Source organism: Janthinobacterium sp. GW823-FHT01H08 (genome assembly GCF_058797855.1).
In genome coordinates, this window is sequence record NZ_CM179504.1 from 2,961,476 (window position 1) to 2,985,830 (window position 24,355).

General features: G+C 61.3%; 7 protein-coding genes and 1 pseudogene. 7 read left to right on the top strand and 1 reads right to left on the bottom strand.

Features of this window, described 5'->3' with window-relative positions; translation table 11 throughout:
- Window positions 1–122 precede the first annotated feature (122 nt).
- The 5 genes and pseudogenes from guaB to AC3RCG_RS13365 all read left to right on the top strand — a co-directional run.
- Window positions 123–1,583 (top strand): IMP dehydrogenase, encoded by a 1,461-nt coding sequence (gene guaB / locus AC3RCG_RS13345; protein ID WP_034752206.1) that lies wholly within the window; start codon window positions 123–125, stop codon window positions 1,581–1,583.
- A 70-nt stretch (window positions 1,584–1,653) separates the two neighbouring features.
- Window positions 1,654–3,264 (top strand): glutamine-hydrolyzing GMP synthase, encoded by a 1,611-nt coding sequence (gene guaA / locus AC3RCG_RS13350; protein ID WP_070288027.1) that lies wholly within the window; start codon window positions 1,654–1,656, stop codon window positions 3,262–3,264.
- A 257-nt stretch (window positions 3,265–3,521) separates the two neighbouring features.
- On the top strand, window positions 3,522–5,294 hold the full coding sequence (locus AC3RCG_RS13355) for a ShlB/FhaC/HecB family hemolysin secretion/activation protein (protein WP_492401682.1): 1,773 nt from the start codon (window positions 3,522–3,524) through the stop codon (window positions 5,292–5,294).
- Between the two features lie 16 nt (window positions 5,295–5,310).
- Window positions 5,311–5,859, top strand: coding sequence for a toxin-activating lysine-acyltransferase (locus AC3RCG_RS13360; protein WP_492401681.1), 549 nt, complete (start codon window positions 5,311–5,313; stop codon window positions 5,857–5,859).
- Window positions 5,860–5,916: 57 nt separating this feature from the next.
- Window positions 5,917–6,915 (top strand): annotated as a pseudogene (locus AC3RCG_RS13365) (two-partner secretion domain-containing protein); the annotation flags it as partial.
- Window positions 6,916–7,116: 201 nt separating this feature from the next.
- Here the strand turns inward: AC3RCG_RS13365 and AC3RCG_RS13370 are convergent.
- Window positions 7,117–7,341 (bottom strand): hypothetical protein, encoded by a 225-nt coding sequence (locus AC3RCG_RS13370; RefSeq protein ID WP_492401706.1) that lies wholly within the window; start codon window positions 7,339–7,341, stop codon window positions 7,117–7,119.
- Between the two features lie 228 nt (window positions 7,342–7,569).
- Between AC3RCG_RS13370 and AC3RCG_RS13375 the strand changes: the two genes are divergently transcribed.
- Both AC3RCG_RS13375 and AC3RCG_RS13380 read left to right on the top strand, forming a co-directional pair.
- Window positions 7,570–23,850 (top strand): hemagglutinin repeat-containing protein, encoded by a 16,281-nt coding sequence (locus tag AC3RCG_RS13375; RefSeq protein WP_492490448.1) that lies wholly within the window; start codon window positions 7,570–7,572, stop codon window positions 23,848–23,850.
- The gene (locus AC3RCG_RS13380; protein WP_492401680.1) at window positions 23,847–24,269 is read left to right on the top strand and encodes a hypothetical protein; all 423 of its coding nucleotides are present in this window, start codon (window positions 23,847–23,849) and stop codon (window positions 24,267–24,269) included. Before AC3RCG_RS13375 ends, AC3RCG_RS13380 begins: the two co-directional genes overlap by 4 nt.
- The last annotated feature ends 86 nt before the right edge of the window (window positions 24,270–24,355 follow it).

The window sequence follows — 24,355 nt, forward strand, 5'->3', positions numbered from 1 at the left end:
GGGCAGGGCGGCCGCTGCCTGGCGAGCGCCATTTTTTGCTATTTTCAAATATCTTTTCTATGCTGCAAGGACGGAGGGCGCTTTTTTCTGTATAATCTGCTTTTGCGCCAATAGGAAATGCTATGCGTCTACTTCAAAAAGCACTCACATTCGATGACGTGCTGCTCGTCCCAGCCTACTCCAACGTTCTGCCCGCCGATACGTCCCTCAAAACTCGCCTGACCCGCAACATCACCCTGAATATTCCCTTGCTGTCCGCAGCCATGGATACGGTGACGGAAGCCCGTCTGGCGATCGCGATGGCCCAGGAAGGCGGCATCGGCATCATCCACAAGAATTTGAATCCGAAGGATCAGGCTCGTGAAGTGGCCCGCGTAAAGCGTTTCGAAGCTGGCGTGCTGCGTGATCCGATCACGATTCCGCCGGAAATGAAAATCCGCGACGTGATCGCCCTGACGGAACAATACGGCATCAGCGGTTTCCCTGTCGTCAAAGGCAAGGAAGTCGTCGGCATCATCACCAACCGCGATTTGCGCTTTGAGCAGGAACTCGACGCGGAAGCTTCCGCCAAGATGACCCCGCGCGAAAAACTCGTCGTCGTCAAGGAAGACGCCGATACGGCCGAAGCCAAGCGCCTGATGAACAAGCACCGTCTCGAGCGCGTGCTGGTCGTCAACGACGCATTTGAGTTACGCGGCCTGATCACCGTCAAGGATATCCAGAAGTCGACCTCGCACCCGTTCGCGTCGAAAGACAGCCAGGGCAAACTGCTGGTCGGCGCTGCCGTCGGCGTCGGCGCCAAGGATGAAGAGCGCATCGACCTGCTGGTCGCCGCCGGTGTCGACGTGCTGGTGGTCGACACGGCCCACGGCCACTCGCAAGGCATCCTCGACCGCGTACGCTGGATCAAGACCAAGTACCCGCAAGTCGAAGTGATTGGTGGCAACATCGCTACCGCCGCCGCCGCCAAGGCGCTGGTGGAATACGGCGCCGATGCGGTCAAGGTCGGCATCGGTCCTGGCTCGATCTGCACCACGCGTATCGTCGCCGGTGTGGGCGTGCCGCAAATCACGGCCATCTCGAATGTTGCCGAAGCACTGGAAGGCACGGGCGTGCCATGTATCGCCGACGGCGGTATCCGCTTCTCGGGCGATATTTCGAAGGCGCTGGCCGCTGGCGCCTCGACCGTGATGATGGGTTCCATGTTTGCCGGTACGGAAGAAGCGCCAGGCGAAGTGATCCTGTATCAGGGCCGCAGCTACAAATCGTACCGCGGCATGGGTTCGCTGGGCGCGATGTCCGACGGTTCGGCTGACCGTTATTTCCAGGACGCCACCATGAAGGCCGACAAGTTCGTGCCTGAAGGTATCGAAGGCCGCGTGGCTTACAAGGGCAGCGTGCTGGCGATCATCTTCCAGCTGGTGGGCGGCGTGCGTCAATCGATGGGTTACTGTGGTTGCGCCACCATCGACGAGCTGCGCGAAAAAGCGGAATTCGTGGAAATCACCTCGGCCGGCATGCGCGAGTCGCATGTCCATGATGTGCAGATCACGAAAGAAGCGCCAAATTATCGCTCCGAGTAAGCGGTAACGAAAGTCCAGACCGGCGCCCAGTGCGCCGGTTTTGCAATTGACCCTGAATAAAGCTCCGACCATGCATTCTAAAATCCTCATTCTCGATTTCGGTTCCCAAGTCACCCAGTTGATCGCCCGCCGCGTGCGCGATTCCGGCGTGTTTTCCGAAGTCTTCCCGTATGACGTCAGCGACGAATTCGTGCGCAACTATGGCGCCGCCGGCGTGATCCTGTCGGGCAGCCATAATTCCACGCTGGACGGCGATTCGCCGCGCGCGCCGCAAGCCGTGTTCGAGCTGGGCGTGCCCGTGCTGGGCATCTGCTACGGCATGCAAACCATGGCGGCCCAATTGGGCGGCAAGGTGGAAAACGGCCTGGTACGCGAATTCGGCTACGCCGAAGTGCGCGCCCGCAGCCATACCAAGCTGCTCAACGGTATTGCCGACTTCGTCACCGACGAAGGCCACGGCATGCTGAAAGTGTGGATGAGCCATGGCGACAAGGTGCTGGAAATGCCGCCAGGCTTCAAACTGATGGGCAACACCCCAAGCTGCCCGATCGCCGCCATGGCCGATGAAGAGCGCCAGTTCTACGGTGTGCAGTTCCACCCGGAAGTAACGCACACGGTGCAGGGCAAGGCCATGATCGGCCGTTTCGTGCATGAAATCTGCGGCTGCAAGTCGGACTGGAACATGCCTGACTACATCAGCGAAGCGGTGGAAAAGATCCGCGCGCAAGTGGGCACCGATGACGTCATCCTGGGCTTGTCCGGCGGCGTCGATTCGTCCGTGGCCGCTGCCCTGATCCACCGCGCCATCGGCGACCAGCTGACCTGCGTCTTCGTCGACCACGGCCTGCTGCGCCTGGACGAAGGCAAGATGGTGATGGACATGTTCGCCAAGAACCTGGGCGTGAAAGTCATCCGCGTCGATGCGGAAGACCAGTTCATGGGCCACCTGGCCGGCGTCACCGACCCCGAGCAAAAGCGCAAGATCATCGGCCGCGAGTTCGTCGAAGTGTTCCAGGTCGAATCGGGCAAGCTTGTCAACGCCAAATGGCTGGCGCAAGGCACGATCTACCCGGACGTGATCGAATCGGCCGGCAAAGGCAAGAAGGGCCAGACCATCAAGAGCCACCACAACGTGGGCGGCTTGCCGGACACCATGAAGCTCAAGCTCCTCGAACCCCTGCGCGAACTGTTCAAGGACGAAGTGCGCAAACTGGGCGTGGCCCTGGGCTTGCCGCATGACATGGTCTACCGCCACCCGTTCCCGGGTCCGGGCCTGGGCGTGCGCATCCTCGGCGAAGTCAAGAAAGACTACGCCGACCTGCTGCGCCGCGCCGACGCCATCTTCATCGAAGAACTGCGCAATACGCCGTATGAACCGGTGGTGGTGCCTGGCTTCGACCAGGATAGCGTGCCGACCAACTGGTACGAAGCGACGAGCCAGGCTTTTGCCGTCTTCCTGCCCGTCAAATCGGTGGGCGTGATGGGCGATGGCCGCACCTACGAATACGTGGTGGCACTGCGCGCCGTGCAGACACAGGACTTCATGACGGCTCACTGGGCACACCTGCCGCACAGTCTGCTGGGCAAGGTCTCGAACCGCATCATCAATGAAGTGCGCGGCATCAACCGCGTCGTCTACGATATTTCGGGCAAGCCGCCGGCGACCATTGAGTGGGAGTGAGTTCCCATAAGGAAACTTTGCATTTCCGAATAAGCGAGTAAGCCAAAGCCCTGTTTTTACAGGGCTTTTTTTATGCATCAATGCCGGACGCCATTGCCTGCTCTGTCGCCGCCAGGCCGCGCGGGTTTTACTAGTGGTAATTGGATAGTTGAAAGACAGTTACCAAACAGCTAAAGTTCTCAAGAAATAAATAAAGTTGCCCCATAGAAATAATTAATTTATAATTTCCTTACGTAAATAATTACTTAAGGCAACATATGCACCTGCGCTTGACGCCATGGTGCGGTGTATTTTTGTTCAGCGGTACCTTGTGTGCCGCCGTGTCTGCGCAGACCCGTCCCGAAATCGCGCCGCCCCTTCCCACCCCGCCTGGCAGCAGCCAGCGCGACGATGCCAGCCAAGAATTGATCCGCCAGCAAGAACGTGAGCGCCTCCTGCGCCAGCAGCAGGAGCGCACGCCCGACGTGCGCCTGCTCGAGGCGCCCGCGGCCGCTTCCGCCAACCGCCTGCCCACAGGCGAATCGCCGTGCTTTACCATCGATCATCTGCAATTGCGGGCCGAGGACGCCGCCCAGTTCCAGTGGGCGCTGGCCGCAGCCGGGCGCGACGACCTGGGGGCGCCGGATTCTGCGCTGGGGCACTGCCTGGGCACGCAGGCCATCAATGTGCTGATGGGGCGCATGCAGAACGCCATCATCGCGCGCGGCTTTGTCACCACGCGCGTGCTGGCCGAGCCGCAGGACCTGAGCCGTGGCACCCTGGCCTTGACCTTGATACCGGGGCGTATCCGCCAGATCGGCTTTGCGCCCGGCACCAACCCCCGCGCCACCTGGTGGAATGCCGTGCCGGCGCGGCCGGGCGACTTGCTCAATGTGCGCGATACGGAACAGGCGCTGGAAAACTTCAAGCGCGTGCCGACGGCCGAGGCCGATATCCAGATCATGCCGGCCGAAGGCGGCAATGCGAAGCCGGGCGAGAGCGACCTGCAGATCCAGTGGAAGCAGGGTTTGCCGTTCCGCCTGGCGCTGGGCCTCGACGACGGCGGTTCGCGCTCGACGGGCAAACTGCAGGGCAGCGTGACGCTGTCGTATGACCACTGGCTGACCCTGAACGATCTGTTTTACCTGAGCCTGAACCAGAACGTTGACGGCAACCGCAATGGTCCGCGCGGCACAGGCGGCATGGTGGCCCACTATTCGATTCCCTACGCCTACTGGCTGCTGGCCTTCACGGCCAGCGACAGCCGCTATCACCAGTCCGTGGCCGGCATCAGCCAGGATTACAACTACAGCGGCGCCAGCCAAAACAAGGAAGTGAAACTGTCGCGCCTGGTGTACCGCGACGCGTCGCGCAAGACGACGCTGTCCCTGCGCGGCTGGCAGCGTGCAGCGCAAAACTTCATCGACGACACGGAAGTGGAAGTGCAGCGCCGCCGCATGGCCGGCTGGGAACTGGGCCTTGGCCACCGCGAATTCCTGGGGCAGGCCACCCTGGACCTCAACCTGCAATACCGGCGCGGCACGGGCGCGATGCATGCGATGGCGGCGCCCGAGGAAGCGTTTGGCGAGGGTACGTCGCGTTTCAAACTGATCCTGGCCGACGCGGCCCTGTCGGCGCCGTTCAAGCTGGCCGGCCAGCCGCTGCGCTACGCGGGCAGCTGGCGCATGCAGCACAACCGCACGCCGCTGGTGCCGCAGGACCGCTTTGCCATCGGCGGGCGCTACACGGTGCGCGGCTACGACGGCGAAAGCAGCCTGTCGGCCGAACGCGGCTGGCTGCTGCGCAACGAGCTCGGCGTGTCGCTGGGCAGCAGCGGCCAGGAAGCGTATGCGGGCCTGGACCACGGCGAAGTAGCGGGACCGTCCGCCGAATGGCTGATCGCGCGGCGCCTGACGGGCGGCTTTGTCGGCTTGCGCGGGCAGTGGCTGGGCGTGCAGTACGACGCCTTTGTCGGCTGGCCCGTGCGCAAACCTGAGCTGTTCCGTACGGCCAGCCATACGGCCGGCTTCAATTTGAACGCGAGCTTTTAATCATATATCCGACACCATGAGTACCTCTTCTTTGGACATTATCGCCCCCGCCTTGGGCTTGCCTGGGCACAGCGAGGCAGAACTGTTTGGCGCGCTGACATGGCTTTGCATGCATTCTAAGAATCATCGCGATCTGCCGCTAGCGTCTTTCAGCCAGACTTTGTTGAATCCGATCAAACAGCAGCAGTTCATGCTGGCGTTGACGTCGCTCGATGGCGTTCAGCAGCCGGTGGCTTACGTGGCCTGGGCAAATTTCGATGCCGATGCCGAAAGCCGCTATCTGGCAGACGGTAACCATACCTTGATGCGCCCGGAAGACTGGAATAGCGGCGACCGCATGTGGATTACGGACTGGGTCGCTCCATTTGGCCACACGGCATCGTTCGTACGCGAAGTTTCTACACGCCTTTCCGAATCCTGTTACCGGTTTTTGTATCACAAGGGAGACGAGACGGGTTTGCAAGTAAAAACATCCCGCGGTTGCGCGGTTTCCAAGGAGCAGGCGGCCAGCTGGTGGAGCGCCAGGCCCATGCATGCCAATTACGCCGAAACGACATCCATTTAAATATTTATAACACCTAGCGCAGCAAGTTTTGTTAGGTGTTCTCAACGAGAAGAATCCATGAATAAGCACCTGTACCGCATCATATTCAATCAACGCCGTGGCCAATTGATGGTGGTGGGCGAGAATGCCACGTCGCAAGGTAAAGCTCCTGGCGGCGAAAGTGTCATGAACGACGGTGCAGGGGGAGGTGGCGCGGAATTGACGCTGGCAACGTTGCGGCCGGCCTGCCTCGCGGTATTCAGTGCCTTGGGCATGCTGCTTTTTGTGACCGGTGCTGCGCATGGTCAGGTCGTGGCGGATCGCAATGCCCCGGGAGGCCAGCGTCCAACCGTGTTGCAGACAGCAAATGGCATACCGCAAGTGAATATCCAGACGCCGAGCGGGGCAGGCGTGTCGCGCAATACGTATAGCCAGTTTGACGTGCAGAGCAATGGCGTCATCCTGAATAACAGCCGTGGCAATACGCAAACCCAGACCGGTGGCTGGGTACAAGGCAATCCGTGGCTGGCCGGCGGCAGCGCGCGCGTCATCCTGAACGAAGTCAATTCCGCCAATCCCAGCCAGTTGCGCGGCTATGTCGAAGTGGCGGGACAACGCGCAGAGGTCATCATCGCCAATCCTTCCGGGGTAGCTGTGGATGGCGGCGGCTTTATCAACGCCAGCCGCGTGACGTTGACGACAGGTTCTCCCATTGTCAATGGCGGCAATCTCGACGGCTATGTGGTGCAGCGGGGTATGGTCACCGTCAGCGGCAGGGGACTGGATACGTCACAAAGCGATTACACGTCCATTCTGGCTCGGGCTGTGCAAGTGAATGCTGGCATATGGGCCAACGATCTGCGGGTCGTCACGGGCGCGAACCGGATGGATGCAAATCATGCGGTCGAGGCTGCCGCATCTGGCGATGGCGCGAAGCCTGCGTTTGCACTGGATGTCGCCCAGTTGGGCGGCATGTATGCCGGAAAAATTACACTGATAGGCACCGAGGCTGGTATCGGTACGCGTAACGCCGGAACCGTGGCCGCATCGGTGGGTAATGTGGTGCTGCATTCGGATGGTTGGATCAGCAACAGTGGCTATATTCAGTCTGGTGCTGAAGGTGGCCAGGTACAGGCCAGCGCAGCGGGGAATTTGCAAAATGCGGGCACGATTTATGCCGCAGGCGATACTGGTATTTCAAGCGGTGGTGATATCAGCAACAACGGCGTGATCGCTGCTGCTGGCAATACTGCGCTGCATGGAGGCGGCCGCGTTGATTCAGCCGCCGGTGCGGTGCTGGCTGCTGGCCTGAATGCTGACAATATGCTTCGTCCAACGGGCGATTTGACCGTCGAGGCAAATGCCGGTGCAGGTATCCATGGCATCGGCGCCGCGGGCAATACGGTGCGGATTGCGGCAACCGCAGTCGATCTCGCCGGGGCTAATCTGTCCGCCAGACAGCTTTCTGCCGTGGCAAGCCAGGGAGACCTGGATGCCCGGCACGCCGGGCTGGCCGCGCGCGACACGCTGGCGCTGCAGACCACGCGTTTACTGCGTACCGATGGTGCGCAGGCAACGGGCGGAGAGGTGAGTATTGCTGCGCATGACATATCGAATGTGGGGGGCCAGATTTTGCAACTTGGCGAAGGCGACCTTGCGCTTCGTCTGCCTGGTCAACTCGATAATAGTGCTGGACGGATTGCCACCAATAGCCACAACCTGACCGTGGATGTGGCGGCGCTGGTCAATACAGGCGGCAAGATCGAACATGCGGGCACGGGTGCCCTTGCTATTCATGCCGCCTCGCTGGCAAATCAGCGTGGACAGATAACCGGCAATGGCGACCTTGCGCTCGCGGCTGACGCAGTGGACCACCGCGAGGCGACAACGCTGGCCAGGCATCTGACTGTGCAAGCAGGTACGCTGGATAACCGCGGTGGCAGCCTCATTCAAACCGGAACCGAGCAAACAACGGTGGATGTTGCGCGGGGGCTGGAGAATAGCGGCGGCAGGCTGGAAACCAACGGCAGTCTTGGCCTGTCGGCAGCCAGTGTGCTGAGCGAGCATGGCCGCATTGCCGCAGCGCAGGCCGTCAACATGAACGTTGCCGGGGGCCTGAACAACACGGGCGGTGTGTTGGCTGCTGGACTTTCCCTGACCTTGAATGCTGGCGACGTGAACAATACGCGCGGCCAGATCCAGGCGGTATCCGGTGCGGCCAGCCTGGCCATCGGCGATTTGCGGAATACGGCCGGCAGCGTGTTTGCGGCGGGTGACCTGGCGATTGCGGCCGGCAAGGTCGACAACAGCGGCAGCCTGTACGCAGGCGCGCATCAAACGCTCAAGGCGACGGGTGCCATTGTGAATACGGGCGTGATCGCGGCGCAGGGCAATGCGACGCTCCAGGCGGCCAGCCTGGACAGTTCGGCATCGAGCCTGCTGGGCGCGGGCGTGAAGGCCGATGGCGGCTTGCTGGCGGCGGGCGACTTGCGCGTGACGACGGCACAGGCGCTGCTGGCCAAGGGACAAAACCTGGCGGCGGGCCAGCTGGCCCTGAGCGGCGCGGCGCTGGACCTGACGGGCAGCCAGACGGGCGCGGCGAACATCGCATTGACGGCGACACAGGGCGATGTGCTGACGCGCCAGGCACTGCTGACGACGCCGGGCACCCTGGCGGTGACGGCGGGAGCACATGCGGGCCAGACCCTGGTCAATGAACAGGGGCAACTGAGCGCGGGGCAGCTGGACTTGCAACTGAGTAACCTGGACAACCGCCGCGGCACCGTGGTGCAGACGGGCGCCGGCGATACGCGCATCGTGTTGAGCACGCCGGCCGGCGTACTGGACAACACCAGCGGCCGCATCGCCGTCAACAGCGCGAATGCGACCCTGGATGCCGGCAAGCTGATGAATACGGATGGCAAGCTCGAACATGCGGGCAACGGCACGCTGGCGCTCCACGCGGCAACGCTCGATGGCGAGCGTGGCAGCATCCTCGGAAATGGCCTGGTGCGCATCGACGCGGGCATCATGCGGCATGACCAGGCCAGCACGGTGGGGCAGCAAGTGACGCTGCAGGCCGATAGCCTGAGCAACCGTGGCGGCCATGTGCTGCAGACGGGCAATGCGGCGATGACGGTAGCCACGACGGGACAGCTCGACAACAGCGGCGGCGAGATCGGCGGCAACGGCGGCGTGCAGGTGCGGGCCGGCGTGCTGGACAACAGCAAGGGCCGCATCACGTCCGCGGCTGCGGCATCTGTCGCCAGCAAGGGTGCTGTGAATAACACCGATGGCGTGCTGGCGGCGACCACCGACCTGCAGGTCGGCGGTGCCGCGCTGGACAATACGCGTGGTGTCGTGCAAACGGGCACCGGTGCCTTGGCGCTGGATGTGGCCAGCCTGCTGAACCAGCAGGGCACGCTGAGCGCGGGCACGGACCTGGCGGCCAAGGTCGGCGGGGATCTGAACAACTCCGGCTTGCTGTATGCGGGCCGCGACCAGCTCCTGGTCGTCGGCGGCACGCTCGGCAACAGCGGCTCGCTGGCGGCGGGGCGCGATGTCAGTGTGCAAGCAGGCAGCATCGACAGCAGCGGTTTGCTGGGCGCGGGCATGCGGGCCGATGGCACGCTGGGCCAGGCAGGCAGCCTGGTCGTAACGGCTACGCAGGCTTTGCGGGCGACAGGCCAGAACTTGGCAGGGGGCGACGCAGTGCTGGACGGCGCCGCGCTGGACCTCACGGGCAGCCAGAGCAGTGCTGCGAATATTGCGCTGACGGCGCGCGCAGGCGACGTCCTCACCAGCCAGGCGCAGGTGAGCACGGCAGGCTTGCTGGCGATCACGGCCAACGGCAACAATGGGCAGGTACTGGTGAATGCGGGCGGCCAGCTGAGTGCGGGACAACTGGCGCTGGCGGCGGCCAATGTGCGCAATGTGAAGGGGACGATCGTGCAGTCGGGCGCGGGCAGTACCGTCATCGACACGGGCGTGCTGGACAATACGGGTGGGCGCATCGCCGTCAACAGCGGCAACTTGAGTCTGGGCGCAGGGGCGCTGACGAATATCGATGGCAAGATCGAACATGCGGGCACGGGCACGCTGGAGATTCGCGCCACGAACCTGTATGGACAGCGGGGCCAGATCTCAGGCAACGGTGCATTGGTCGTGACGGCCGATAGCTTCGACCACCGCGACGGCGCATTGCTGGCCAGGCAGGTGACGCTGCATACCGGCACCCTGGATAATCGCCAGGGCAGCGTCACGCAGACGGGAACTGGCAGTGGCAGCGTGGCGGCCACCGGTCATCTGGACAACCGTGGCGGCAAGATTGAAGGCAATGGCGACATGGCGCTGAGCGCCGACATGCTGTTGAATCAGAACGGGCGCCTGGCGTTCGCCGGCGCGGCCGAGATCGTTACTGGCTCGCTGGACAATACCGATGGAGGCGTGCTGGCAGGCGGCCTGAATATACGTGGCGGCGACGTGAACAATACGCGCGGCCAGATCCAGGCGGTATCCGGTGCGGCCAGCCTGGCCATCGGCGATTTGCGGAATACGGCCGGCAGCGTGTTTGCAGCGGGCGACCTGGCGATTGCGGCCGGCAAGGTCGACAACAGCGGCAGCCTGTACGCAGGCGCGCATCAAACGCTCAAGGCGACGGGCGCCATTGTGAACACGGGCGTGATCGCGGCGCAGGGCAATGCGACGATCCAGGCGGCCAGCCTGGACAGTTCGGCATCGAGCCTGCTGGGTGCGGGCGTGAAGGCCGATGGCGGCTTGCTGGCGACGGGCGACTTGCGCGTGACGACGGCACAGGCGCTGCTGGCCAAGGGACAAAACCTGGCGGCGGGCCAGCTGGCCCTGAGCGGCGCGGCGCTGGACCTGACGGGCAGCCAGACGGGCGCGGCGAACATCGCATTGACGGCGACACAGGGCGATGTGCTGACGCGCCAGGCACTGCTGACGACGCCGGGCACCCTGGCGGTGACGGCGGGAGCACATGCGGGCCAGACCCTGGTCAATGAACAGGGGCAACTGAGCGCGGGGCAGCTGGACTTGCAACTGAGTAACCTGGACAACCGCCGCGGCACCGTGGTGCAGACGGGCGCCGGCGATACGCGCATCGTGTTGAGCACGCCGGCCGGCGTACTGGACAACACCAGCGGCCGCATCGCCGTCAACAGCGCGAATGCGACCCTGGATGCGGGCAAGCTGATGAATACGGATGGCAAGCTCGAACATGCGGGCAACGGCACGCTGGCTCTCCACGCGGCAACGCTCGATGGCGAGCGCGGCAGCATCCTCGGCAATGGCCTGGTGCGCATCGACGCGGGCATCATGCGGCATGACCAGGCCAGCACGGTGGGGCAGCAAGTGACGCTGCAGGCCGATAGCCTGAGCAACCGTGGCGGCCATGTGCTGCAGACGGGCGATGCGGCGATGACGGTAGCCACGACGGGACAGCTCGACAACAGCGGCGGCGAGATCGGCGGCAACGGCGGCGTGCAGGTGCGGGCAGGCGTACTCGACAACAGCAAGGGCCGCATCACGTCCGCGGCTGCGGCATCTGTCGCCAGCAAGGGCGCTGTGAATAACACCGATGGCGTGCTGGCGGCGACCACCGACCTGCAGGTCGGTGGTACCGCGCTGGACAATACGCGTGGTGTCGTGCAAACGGGCACCGGTGCCTTGGCGCTGGATGTGGCCAGCCTGCTGAACCAGCAGGGCACGCTGAGCGCGGGCACGGACCTGGCGGCCAAGGTCAGTGGCGATCTGAACAACTCCGGCTTGCTGTATGCGGGCCGCGACCAGCAGCTGACCGTGGGCGGTCTGCTGAACAACACGGCTTCCATCGCCGCCGCCAATCACACAACGATCTCCGCTGGCAGCGTCACCAGCAGCGGCTTGCTGGGTGCCGGCATGAAAGCGGATGGCAGTCTGGGTACGGCAGGCAATCTGACCGTCAACGCGGATGGCGTGCTGCAAGCGAGCGGGCAGAACCTGGCGGCGGGCAGCGCCGTGCTAATGGGTTCCAGCGTAGATCTGTCGGCCAGCCAAACGGGCGCTGGCAATATCGCCATCACCGCGCGCAGCGGCGACGTACTGACAAACAAGGCAGTCATTTCCGCCAGCAACGTGCTGGCCATCACCGCCAATGCCAATAATGCCCAGGCGTTGGTGAACAGCCAGGGTCAGCTGGTGGCGGGCCAATTGCAGTTGAATGTGGCGAATCTGGACAATGCCAGCGGCGACATCGTGCAGACGGGCACAGGCGATACCGTGATTACCACCGGTAAGCTGGACAACACGGCCGGCCGCATCGCCGTCAACAGTAATAACCTGGCCCTGAACGCGACGGTGTTGACGAACCTTAACGGCAAGCTGGAGCATGCAGGTGCGGGCATACTGTCCATCAACGCGGGCCAGTTCAACAACCAGTTCGGCAAGATCACGGGCAATGGCAAGCTCGACATCACGGCAGTCGCCTTCGATCACCGCAATGCGACGACGGTGGCGAATCAGATGACCGTCAACGCCGGCAGTCTGGATAATCGCGCCGGCAGTCTGGCGCAGACGGGCGCGGGCATGCTGACGGTGACTGCCACCGGGCAGCTGGACAATACGGGCGGCAAGATCGAGAGCAATGGCGATGCATTGGTGAAAGCTGGCGCCTTGCTGAACAATACGGGCCGCGTCGTGGCGGCGCAAGATGTCGAATTGAAAGCGGGAAGCCTGGACAATACGGAAGGCACGGTGGCGGCCGGGCGTCACTTGGTCTTGAACGGTGGTGACATCGACAATACCAAGGGGCAATTGCAAGCCGTTGCCGGTAACGCGACCTTGAACGTCGGCAAGCTCCACAACACTGCTGGCAGCGTGTTTGCAGGCGCCAACTTGAACGCCACGCTTTTCAGCTTGAATAACACGGGCAGCATGTATGCTGCCGGGAATCAATCCATTACCGCCAGCGGCGGCGTCGCCAATACGGGTGTGATTGCGGCGCAAGGCAATACCAGTCTTGCGGCCAATAGCCTCGATAGCAGTGCAAGCAGCTTGATCGGTGCAGGCATGCAGGCCGATGGCAAGCTGGGCACGGTTGGTGACTTGACGATCAATACCGCGCACATGCTGGCCGCACATGGCCAGAACCTGGCGGCCGGCGCGGCGAACCTGTCGGGCGCCAATGTGGATATCACGGGTAGCCAGACCGGTGCAACGCAGATCAGCCTGGCCGCGACGAGCGGCGATGTGTTGGCCGCCAAGGCCGTGGTGAGCACGCCGGGCACGCTGACGGTCCGCGCGCACGATACCTTGCGCAATACGGAAGGGCAACTCAGTGCCGGCCAGCTTGACCTGCACGTGGGTCACCTGGATAACACCAAGGGCACCGTGATCCAGACGGGCACGGGCGACACTGTCATCCAGACGGGCAAACTGGACAATAGCGTGGGACGCATCGCCGTCAATAGTAATAATTTGATCTTGGGCGCGGCCAGCTTGACGAATGCGGGCGGCAAGATCGAGCATGCGGGTGCAGGTACCCTGGCCATCACGGCGGCCACCTTGCAGGGCGCAGGCGGCAGCATCATCGGCAATGGCGCCGTCGATCTCAAGGCCGGTCTGTTTGACCATGCCAACGCCACCACCACGGGGCGGTCCCTGAGCGTGCAGGCTGACAGCTTGAGCAACCGGGGTGGCCATTTGCTGCAGACGGGCGCGGGCGGTATGACGGTGGCCGTCAGTGGCCAGCTCGATAATACGAATGGGGAGATGGCCGGCAACGGCGTGTTGTCGCTGCAGACCGGCAGCCTGGACAATACCAAGGGCAAAATCACCTCGGCAACGTCCGCCGACATCGTCAGCACTGGCGCACTCGTCAATACCGACGGCGTGATCGCGGCGGCGACCGATCTGCACCTGGGCGGCGCCATCGACAATACGCGCGGCCTGCTGCAGGCAGGCACGGGCGCCTTGAGCCTGGATGCGGCCAGCGTGCGCAACGTACAAGGCACACTCGGCGCGGGCACGGATATCACGGCCAAGGTCAGCGGCGACGTCCTCAACGCTGGCGTGCTGTATGCGGGCCGCAACCAGACCCTGGAGATCGGTGGTTTGCTCAGCAATACCGGTTCGCTGGCGGCCCTGGGCAATACGGCGATCACGGCGGGCAGCCTGGGCGGCAATGGATTGCTGGCGGCAGGCATGCGCGCCGATGGCAGCTTTGCCTCGGCTGGCGATTTGACGGTGAAAACGGCCGGCGCCTTGCAAGCTGGCGGCCAGAACATGGCGGCGGGCCAGTTGCAATTGACGGGCGGGTCGGTCGACGTGGGCGGCAGCCAGACCAGCGCAGCCAATGTCGGCTTGACGGCCTTGACGGGCAATGTGACGACCAGCAAGGCCATCGTATCGACGAATGGCTTGCTGGCCATCACGGCGAATGCCGCCAACGGGCAGGCACTGGTCAACCAGGGCGGCAGCCTGAGCGCCGGGCAGCTGGCCCTGCGGGTGGCCAATCTGGACAATACCAAGGGTACCTTGATACAGACGGGCACGGGCGACACGGTCATCGAGACGGGCAAGCTGGATAACACCGGCGGGCGCATCGCCGTCAACAGCGCCAATCTGCGCCTGCAGGCGGGCGACCTGACGAATATCGATGGCAAGATCGAACATGCGGGCAAGGGTGTGCTGGATATCCACGCCACGCATCTTTACGGCCAGCGTGGCCAGCTCACGGGTAATGGCGCGCTGCAAGTGGCGGCCGATTACGTCGATCACCGCAATGCCAGCGCGATTGCGCGCCAGCTGACGGTGACGAGCGGTGCCCTGGACAATCGTCAGGGCGAGATCATCCAGTTAGGAACCGACCTGGCGAGCATCGTTGCCACGCGTAGTCTGGACAACAGCGGCGGCAAGATCGAGGGCAATGGCGATGTGCAGGTCGAAACGGCGACCCTGCTCAACGACCATGGCCGTCTTGTTTCGGCACAGAATCTCGGTGTGAACGCCAGTACGGCTTTGAACAATACTGAGGGAAATATTCTGGGTGGGCGCAAGCTGACACTGCGCGGTGGTGCAGTGGATAATACGCGCGGCCAGATCCAGGCGCTCGATGGCAATGCGGAGCTGGCTATCGGCGACCTGAACAATACTGGCGGCAAGGTGTTTGCCAGTATCGACCTGAATACGGTTGCCGCCAACGTCGTCAACAGCGGCAGCCTGTATGCTGGTGCCAACCAGACTCTGCGTGCCTCGGGCGATGTCAGCAATACTGGCACTATCCTGGCGCAAGGACACAACACGATCAATGCAGGCAGTCTGACCGGTTCCGCGTCGAGTTTGCTGGCTGCGGGCGTCAAGGCCGATGGCAGTTTGTTGGCCGCAGGCAACCTGAACGTGACGACGGCCCAGGCCTTGCGCGCCTCCGGTCAGAATCTGGCTGCGGGCAACATGGTTTTCAGCGGTGCTACGGTGGATGTGGCGGGGAGCCAAACCAGTGCGTCGAACATCGCGCTGAACGCGAGCGCGGGTGACGTCTCCACCAGCGGCGCCGTGGTAACGACCCCTGGCACACTCGAAGTCCATGCCGCCAATCACTATGGCCAGCGTTGGGAGAACGGCCGCGGCCAGGTCAGCACAGGTCAATTGACCGTGCAAGTGGCGAACCTGGGCAATGTACAGGGCAGCATCATCCAGACGGGCAGTGGCGCCAGTTCGCTCAACCTCACTTCGCCCGGCGGCGTACTCGATAATACGAGCGGACGCATCGCCGTCAACAGCGTCAGTTTGAACCTGAACGCTGGCGTGCTGGCAAATACGGACGGCAAGATCGAACATGCGGGTAGCGGAACACTGACGATGCATGCAGGCCAGATCAGCGGCCAGCGGGGCCAGATCACCTCGAATGGCAGTTTGGACATGACCGCGGCGGCGCTTGACCATCGCAATGCCAGCACGATCGCGCAGCAGGTAACGATCTCATCCGGTACGCTCGACAATCGTCAAGGAAATATTACCCAACTCGGCCTCGGACAGACCGCTATCGGCGCCAGCCAGAGCCTGGATAACCGCGGCGGCACGATCGCCAGCAATGGCAGCACCAGCATCGCTGCCTACTCTTTGAATAACCAGGGCGGCACGCTGCAGGCGGCTGGCAGCGGCAGCCTGGATATTCGCGGTGGCGGCACGCTGGACAACAGCAAGAGTGGCGTGATCGCAGCCGGCGGCAATTTCACGGCGGCGGTGGGCGAGCTGTTGAACCAGGGCGGCAAACTGACGGCTGGCGGTACGCTGCACGCCAGCGCGGCCCAGGTGCTGCGCAACGAGGCCGGCTTGCTGGCCGCGACGGGTAACGTCGAACTGGCGGCTGGGTTCCTGGACAATACCGGCGGTAAGGTTGCGACAGTGGCAGGTAACTTGAATGTCATCAGCGGCGGCGTCTTGAAAAACGACGGCGGCACGCTGCAGGCCGTTGGCGACATCACGCTTCGGAGTGCTGACTTGAGCAATACGGTCGCTGCCGGACAAGGCGCCGCCGGTATGATTGTTGGCAAGAATATCCGGATCGATACGGGCCTATGGGCGCTGGATAACCATCTGGGCACCATCGCCGCCAGCGAGACGCTGAGCGTGTACTCCGGCCCGTTGACGAATGATGGCGGCCTGTTGCAGTCTGGCGCTGGCATGCGCATCGACACGCGCGGCCAGGTCCTGAGCAACGGTAGCGCTGGCGCCTATGCTGCGCGCAACCAGGGCAATGCCGGCGGCATCGTCAGCGGTGGCGACGCCGTTCTGTCGATAGGCAGCTGGAACAACACGGCAGGTTATTTCGGTGCGGCAGGGGCGATCAGCGGCACCACCGGTTTGATCAACAATGCGGGTGGGCAGATCGTCGGCCAATCCAGCCTGGCGTTGTCTGGCGCTGGCCTCGATAACCAGAATGGCCAGATACAGGTGGTGGGCAAGCTGTCGTTCGCTACTCCCGGCGGCATCGACAACCGGAATGGATTGATACGCTCCGGCGCCACGGTCAGCCTGACGGCGGGCACGATCGACAACAGCACGACGCAAGGCAGTAACCAGGGTATCGAGGCGATTAACGCCATCCTGACGACGGGCTCGCTGAGCAACCGGGCGGGAGCGTTGCGCACCGATGGCAATCTGGATATCGTCGGCTCAGGTGTTTTTGATAATACACAAGGTCTGGCCAGCGCCGGCAGGGCGCTGAGCGTGGCCGATCTGGCGGCGAACCGCAGCCTTGCCATCATCAATACGGGAGGGACGGTGATTGCCGGCGCGCTGGCCGATGTGCGTGCCGCCAGTCTGACGGGCGATGGACGCCTGTTGTCGCAGCTGGACATGAACCTCGATCTGAGCGGTGGCTATAGCCATGGCGCCGGTGCGGAGCTCGTCGCCAACCGCAACCTTGGCATCGCCACCGGTGGTCAATTCCTGAACATGGGCAAAGTGCGCGCGGGCGGCACATTGACCCTGCGTACCAATTCCAACATCGATAACACGGCCTACGGTGACATCAGCGCGACCATCACACGCCTCAGTGCCGGCGGTCTGCTGGTGAATCGGGGCGTGATCGACGGTGTTGCCACTGAGATTAATGCAAACATCATTCATAACATTGGCACCGGACGCATCTATGGTGATCAGCTCAGCATTGGTGCCGGGACCCTGAACAATGATGTGGAAAATGGTGTTGCCGCGACCATCGCTGCGCGCAACGACCTGCAGATTGGCGCACAAACCATCAATAACTTCGAACACGCGCTGATTTTCAGCGCCAACAGCCTGTCTATCGGCGGCAGTATTGACGGCAATCGCCAAGCGACCGGGCGCACGGCGGTCTTGAATAACGCCAGCGCCACCATCGAAGCGTTGGGCAGCCTGAGCATGAGCGCTGCCCAGATCAATAATCTGAATAAGCATATTCAGATGAAAATGTCCTCATCGACGAAACAGGAGTCCGTGACCGAGTACCAGGGCGCCGGCGCGGCGAAACGCTATGTCGCCGGCACGCCGGGCGTGGAGACATATGATGACGAGTCGCTGCATCTGCGCACGCCAGATGGCACGTATGAAGTGTGGACGCTCTACAAGACCACGCGTACTTCGCGCCAGAGCGAGATCGTCAGTTCCGACCCCGGGCGCATCATTGCTGGCGGCAATATCTCCATCAGTGCCGACCTGGTTGCCAACGAAGACAGCCATATCATCGCGGGCGGGCTGCTGGACATGCATGGCAGCCGCATCAGGAATGGACAGACGCAGGGACAGAAAATCAGTACTGACAAAGGTACGGCGACCCTATACAAGCGAAAGTTCAAAAAAGGGCGCGATAGTACCAGCATTGGAAAACCGGCGGCTTTTACCGGGGCCGAGAAAACCGAGAGCATCACTCTTAACATTGCGCGGGAAGAACAGTTTGCCACGCCGCAGGGCAGCGGCATCAGCTTGTCCGGCGCCGCTACTGGCGGCGTCAATGCATCCACCAGCGCGGCCGGCGCGGCCAGCGCGCAAGTGCAGGGCAAGGCCATTGTCAGCGTGCTGGCAGGCCTGGCCGGGGTTGACAATGCGGCAGGCCGTCAGGCCGGCGCGGCCAGCGGCGGCAGTGGGCCGAACGGAACGACGCGGGTGGCGGGGGCCGGCCTGGGCGGCACTGTCGGCAGCGTCTCCGGGAGCGCAGTCGATGCGGTTCAACAAGGCAATGGCCCGACTGGTGCTTACCCGAGCGCCATTGCGCTTGGCACGGCGGCAACGGGTGCCATGGCCCAAGAGGTGCAGCATGTCGGCGGTACAGCTTCAACTACTGGCACGGATCGCCTCGGCCAGGCCGGCCAGGGGGGATTCGTTCGTACGGTCGCCGGCGCGCTTGCCGCCACCGTGACAGGTTCGAATCAGCTTGGCCAGGTCAGCCTGGCGTCCGGGAGCACGACTAGCATCGGCAATGCCTCCGGAGGCGTTTCCGCGGCGACCGGCGTCGGTGGCGTGCCGGGTGCGGCGCGCGGGGCCGGCGTCACGGAAGCGACACTGGGCGTGCTGCCCGCCGACATGCAGGTGGGGCGCGTGACGGGGGCGGATGCACACGGCCAGGCCAGCCTGGCGCCGGCGGGCAGCACCAGCATCGGCAATGCATCCGGCACCGCCGCGCAGGCTGCCGGCCTGGGTGGCGTACCGGGCCAGACACGCCTGCCCGGCATTGCGCAAGTGGCGCTTACGGACGCTTCCGGCCGGGCGCAGTTCGTGCGCACCAGCAGCCCGTCAACGGCCTTGCCCAATGCAAGCCTGTTCCGCACCTTGCCGTCGTTGTCGTCGCGTTACCTGGTCGAGACGGATCCGCGCTTTGCCAATTTCCGCGAATGGACAGGTTCCGACTATCTGCTCAATCAGGTCAAGGTGGACCCGTCGGTGACGCAAAAACGCCTGGGCGACGGCTTCTATGAACAAAAGCTGATCCGCGAACAGGTGGCGCAGTTGACGGGGCAGCGCTTTGTCGGCGACTACACGAACGACGAGCAGCAATACCGTGCCTTGATGGACGCCGGCGTGGCATATGCGAAGAATTACGATCTGCATCCTGGTGTTGCATTGACGGCCGAGCAAATGGCAGCGCTGACGAGCGATATTGTCTGGCTGGTCGAACGCGACGTGGCGCTGCCAGATGGCTCGGTGCAGAAAGCGCTGGTACCGCAAATTTATCTGCGCCTGCGTGAAGGAGACCTGGACGGTAGCGGAGCACTGCTGGCCGGCAAGGACATCAATATCAATCTGTCGGGCGACCTGACCAACAGTGGCACGATTGCCGGGCGCAGCGTTGTCAAGCTGACCGCGGACAATGTGGAAAACATGGGTGGCCGCCTGAACGGCGACGCCGTCGCCGTGGCCGCAAGGAACGACCTGAACAATATCGGCGGCACGATCTCGGCCAACAGCGAGTTGATCGCTACCGCCGGGCGCGACATCCATATTGCCAGCACCACGCAAAGTGCCAGCAGCAGCGCTGGAGGCAACAGTTTCAGCCGCACGGATATCGACCGGGTGGCGGGGCTGTACGTGACCGGTGATGGCAGCAGTGGCGGCGGAACGCTGGTGGTGTCTGCGGGCCGCGACGTGAGCATGCTTGCCGGGGTCATCGGCAATGCCGGCAAGGATGGCCAGACCATCGTCAACGCCGGCCGCGACATCAACCTGGGAACCTTGACGACGGCCAGCAGCAGCAGCCTGAGCTGGGATGCGAAAAACTACCGCAAGGACAGCAGCAGTACCGAGGTGGGTAGCCAGATCCAGGGCAGTGGCAGCATTGTGCTGCAGGCCGGCAACGATCTGACTGCCCGGGCAGCCGATGTGCAGGCAGGCGTGGGCCTGTCTGTGACGGCGGGCCATGACATCGTGCTGAGCGCTGGCACGAACCAGCTTACCGTCGACGAGGGACATGTACAGACCGGCAAGGGTTTCCTGAACAAGAAGACCATCACCACGCGCGACATGCTGGACCTGGGTACCTCGGCCGGCAGTGCTTTTGGCGGCGCTACGGTGACGTTTGCTGCAGGCAACGACATCAAGCTTACGGGCGCGCAAATTCTCAGCGATGGCTCCGCCAGTTTGCTGGCGAAGAACGATATCAGCATAGCCGCGGCAAGCGAAACGAGCAAGGAACTGCACCACCGCGACGTCAAGGAAAGCGGCTTCATGAGCGGTGGCGGCTTTGGCTTCAGTTATGGCACGCGCACCACGACTACCGACCAGGAGCGTGACGCCGTCATCCAGAGCGGCCAGGCGCGCAGCACCGTGGGTTCAACCAGCGGCGCCTTGACCATCGTTGCAGGCAAGGACCTGAAGATCGGCGGCAGCGATATTGTCGCGGCCACTGACCTGAACCTGGCGGGCACCAGCGTGAAAATTACGCCGGGACAAGATAGTGATAAGGGGAAATTCGAGACCAAGACCACGCAGGATGGCTTTACCGTCGCCTTGGGCGGCAGCGTGGTGAGCGCCATCCAGACCTTGCAAACCATGAGCACGGCAGCCAGCACGGCGAAGAACAGCCGGGTGACGGCCATGGCTGCGGCGACCACGGCCATGGCGGCGAACGCCGCGGCCAAGGACATGATGAAGGAAGGCGGACCAAGCATCAGCATCAGCCTGACGGCGGGCCATTCGGAAAGCCAGCAGACGCAAACGACGGCGAGCACCACACACAGCGGCAGCGTGTTGACGGGCAACAATATCAACATCACGGCCACGGGTGGCGGCAAGGATAGCAATATCACCATCCTGGGCAGCGACCTGAACGCGAAGAACGATATCCGCCTGCATGCCGACAACAACGTCAATCTGCTGGCCGCGCAGGATACGGAAAGCCAGCACAGCAAGAGCTCAAGCATGAGTGCATCGGTGGGCGTGCAAGCCATTGTCAGCACCAAGGGCACCTCGTTCGGCTTCACGGCCAGCGTCAGCGGCAGCAAGGGGCATGAGGACGGCGATGGCACGACGCAGCTCAACACGCATGTGAATGCGGGCGACAAGCTGGTGATCAGCAGCGGTGGAGACACCAACATCAAGGGCGCCGTGGCCAGCGCCAACCAGGTGATTGCCGACATCAAGGGCAATTTGAACCTGGAAAGCCTGCAGGACACGGCCAAGTTCGACAGCAAGAGCCAGAGCATCTCCGCCAGCGGTACCGTCGGCTTTGGCGCCAGCGTCAGCGGTAGCTATAGCCAGAGCAATATGCACAACGACTATGCCAGCGTGCAGGAGCAAAGCGGCATCAAGGCGGGTGATGGCGGCTTCCAGATCAAGGTGGGTGGCAATACGGACTTGAAGGGCGCCGTCATCAGTGCCACGGAGGCGGGCAAACTTGACAGCAGCCTGATTACGTCGACTTTGACGCATAGCGATATCGCCAATCATGCGATATCGAAGGGCAGCAGCGTGGGGGTGTCGGGTGGCATGTCCTTTGCTGGCACGGGAACACGAAATGAGAACCTGACGGATGTCGCTGGCAAAAAAGATGCTAAGACAGTGGGCCTGCCAGCTATCGTTTCCCTTAGCGAAAACTCCACCAGCACGACCCGCAGCGGCATCAGCGGCGGGACAATCGTCATCACCGACGATGCGGCTCAGCGCGCGGAGACGGGCAAGGGCGTGGATGAAGCTATTGCCGGTGTGAACCGCGATGTGACGACTGGAGTGGATTCCAGCGGTAAGATTGGCAATAATTTTGACAAGGCTGCGCTGCAGGCGACGATGGAGGTGACGAAGGAGTTCGTCAAGGCGGCAGCGCCTTTGGTTGCCAATTGGGTAGGGGACATCGGAACACAAAAGCAAGAAGCCGCCAAGCAGGAAATAATTAGAAATAAGAGTTTGGCTGAAGAAGCGAAGAGAAGCGGTAACGAAGAAGAAGTTGCGCGATTCGAGAAATTGGCCACGCAAGCGAAAGAAAACTACGAATCGTGGGGGGATAATGGTGCAAATCGTATTGCTTTGCACGCTGGAACGCAGGGTCTGATTGGCGCATTGGCTGGCGGAGGGGCTGGCGCACTTGGTAGCGCTTCCGGAGTTGTGGGTGGGAATCTTGGCCAAAAACTAGGCAAGGAATTGGCCGAGAAGGAAGCTGCTCGTCTGAAGTTAGGCGATGTGGATCGCCTATCATTGGTCAACTCTTATCAGCAAATGTTTGCAAGCCTTGGTGGTGCCGTCGGTGGTTTAGCCGCAGCAGGTGCTAGCGGCCAGACTGGGGTTGGGGCACTGTCGTCGGTGGCGCAGGGGAGTGGCAGCGCGACAGCTGTGGATGTCTATAACAGGCAGTTACATTTAAGCGAAGCTGAAAAACTGACGGCGTTGAAGGCCGGAAAATCGAAGCAGCAGCAAGACAGATTGGATGCAGCCGCTTGTGCATTGGTAAAATGTGCAGATGGGGTATCGTCGAGTGATCCCAACTTTGCTCAGTTGAGTAAGATGCAGAGGGATGGAGCGAGTTTCACTGCAGAACTCAATGAACTAAAAAAGACCAAAGATTTTGTTTATGAAACAGCCGACTCACTTAGAGATGGCATAACAAAAACTGCTGAGTGGACTCATCGCGCAACTGGTTTCGTGCATACAGGGGTCGGAGCCATTGGTACGGTCGGTGGCGGCATGCTGACTACTGCCTCCGGCGCCGCCTGTCCAGTTACTGGATTTAGCTGTGCAGTTGCGGTTGGGGCTGCTGGACTGACTTATTTAAGTTATGACCAAATGTTGGATGGGTCTAAAGCGCTTTTTGGAAAATATAATAATAATGAGGGCGCGCGAGTACTTAACTCATTTAATGTTGCTACATATCCTGGCGAAAATAATATATTAAGAAATACATTTGTTGCTGGATTGGCCAACGTTGGACTTGCAGCAGCTGGAAAGTATATGCCAAAGGTTCTGGCACGTAGCGAAGATTTGATCGTTTCGAAGGTGAGCAGTGGCGTAAAATCGCCCTCACCTAAATTGAATGAAGCAAAAAACCACACCCTCCTTGGAGACGAGCCTTATGCCGGGTCAAATGGTATTTCAGATGGTGGAATGGCTCATCCAGTTGCGAGCACTAACTCAGGAAAAATAGCAGTACAAAGTTCTGGGACAAATATTCCCGTAGTGAGTCCTGAAATCGTAGGTGCCTATACGCCGCTAAGTGCGCGTGCGGAAATTGTAGGGGCACGTCAGTTAATTAATAATGGAAGAATAAATTCTGATGATTTGCTTAATTTCGTTCCTGGTAGCACGGTTGATACGTTTTTGCCATCGAACTCAATTTCTGACGGATTTAAGTTCAAGTACGAAGTGAATGGTACGAAAATGGAAATAAAATGGCACTCCCCGGATTCAGTCGCTGCGTCAAAGTTTCCAGGTTCAAATTCTGGCACTGAGTGGACAACGCAGATTAAGATTGGAAATAAATTACTTGGGACTGATGGCTACCTTTACGCAAAACCGAGCAATATTACCCATATACCGTTGGATATAAAATGACAATTGATGATTTTGATGGTGTTAAATTATTGTTGGATAATTTAAGTGATGTGCAATTAAAGAGTAAATTTAACTTTTTGATTCGTGTTATTAAGGAAGTGGAAACGGAAAGTGAGAAGATTCTAATTATGGACGTGTTGGCTGAGTTGGCTGATAGACAATGGGAGACTTACGATCTTTTGCCAGAACAAACACGACTAGGATTGGGCGAGTCAATAACTGATGTTTGGGACCGCGATTCGCTGGACTCGACGGAGAAGTTGGTAGGCATAGTTGCGAAATTAGGACTGGGAAATACGTTTTTGTATCTGACTGAGATTGTCAATGAAATTTTGAATCCAGAGGTAAAACAAGAAATTCGTTCTGCAATTACTGAGTTCGGTGAGAATGTTAACGATCCATATTCTGGAATGAGGTAGTTGGTATTGTCATATTTAATAATGCCTGTAGGGCGCGCAGGTCCGCCATTTGTACACGATCTTAGCTTTAGCGAGAGCGCACACGG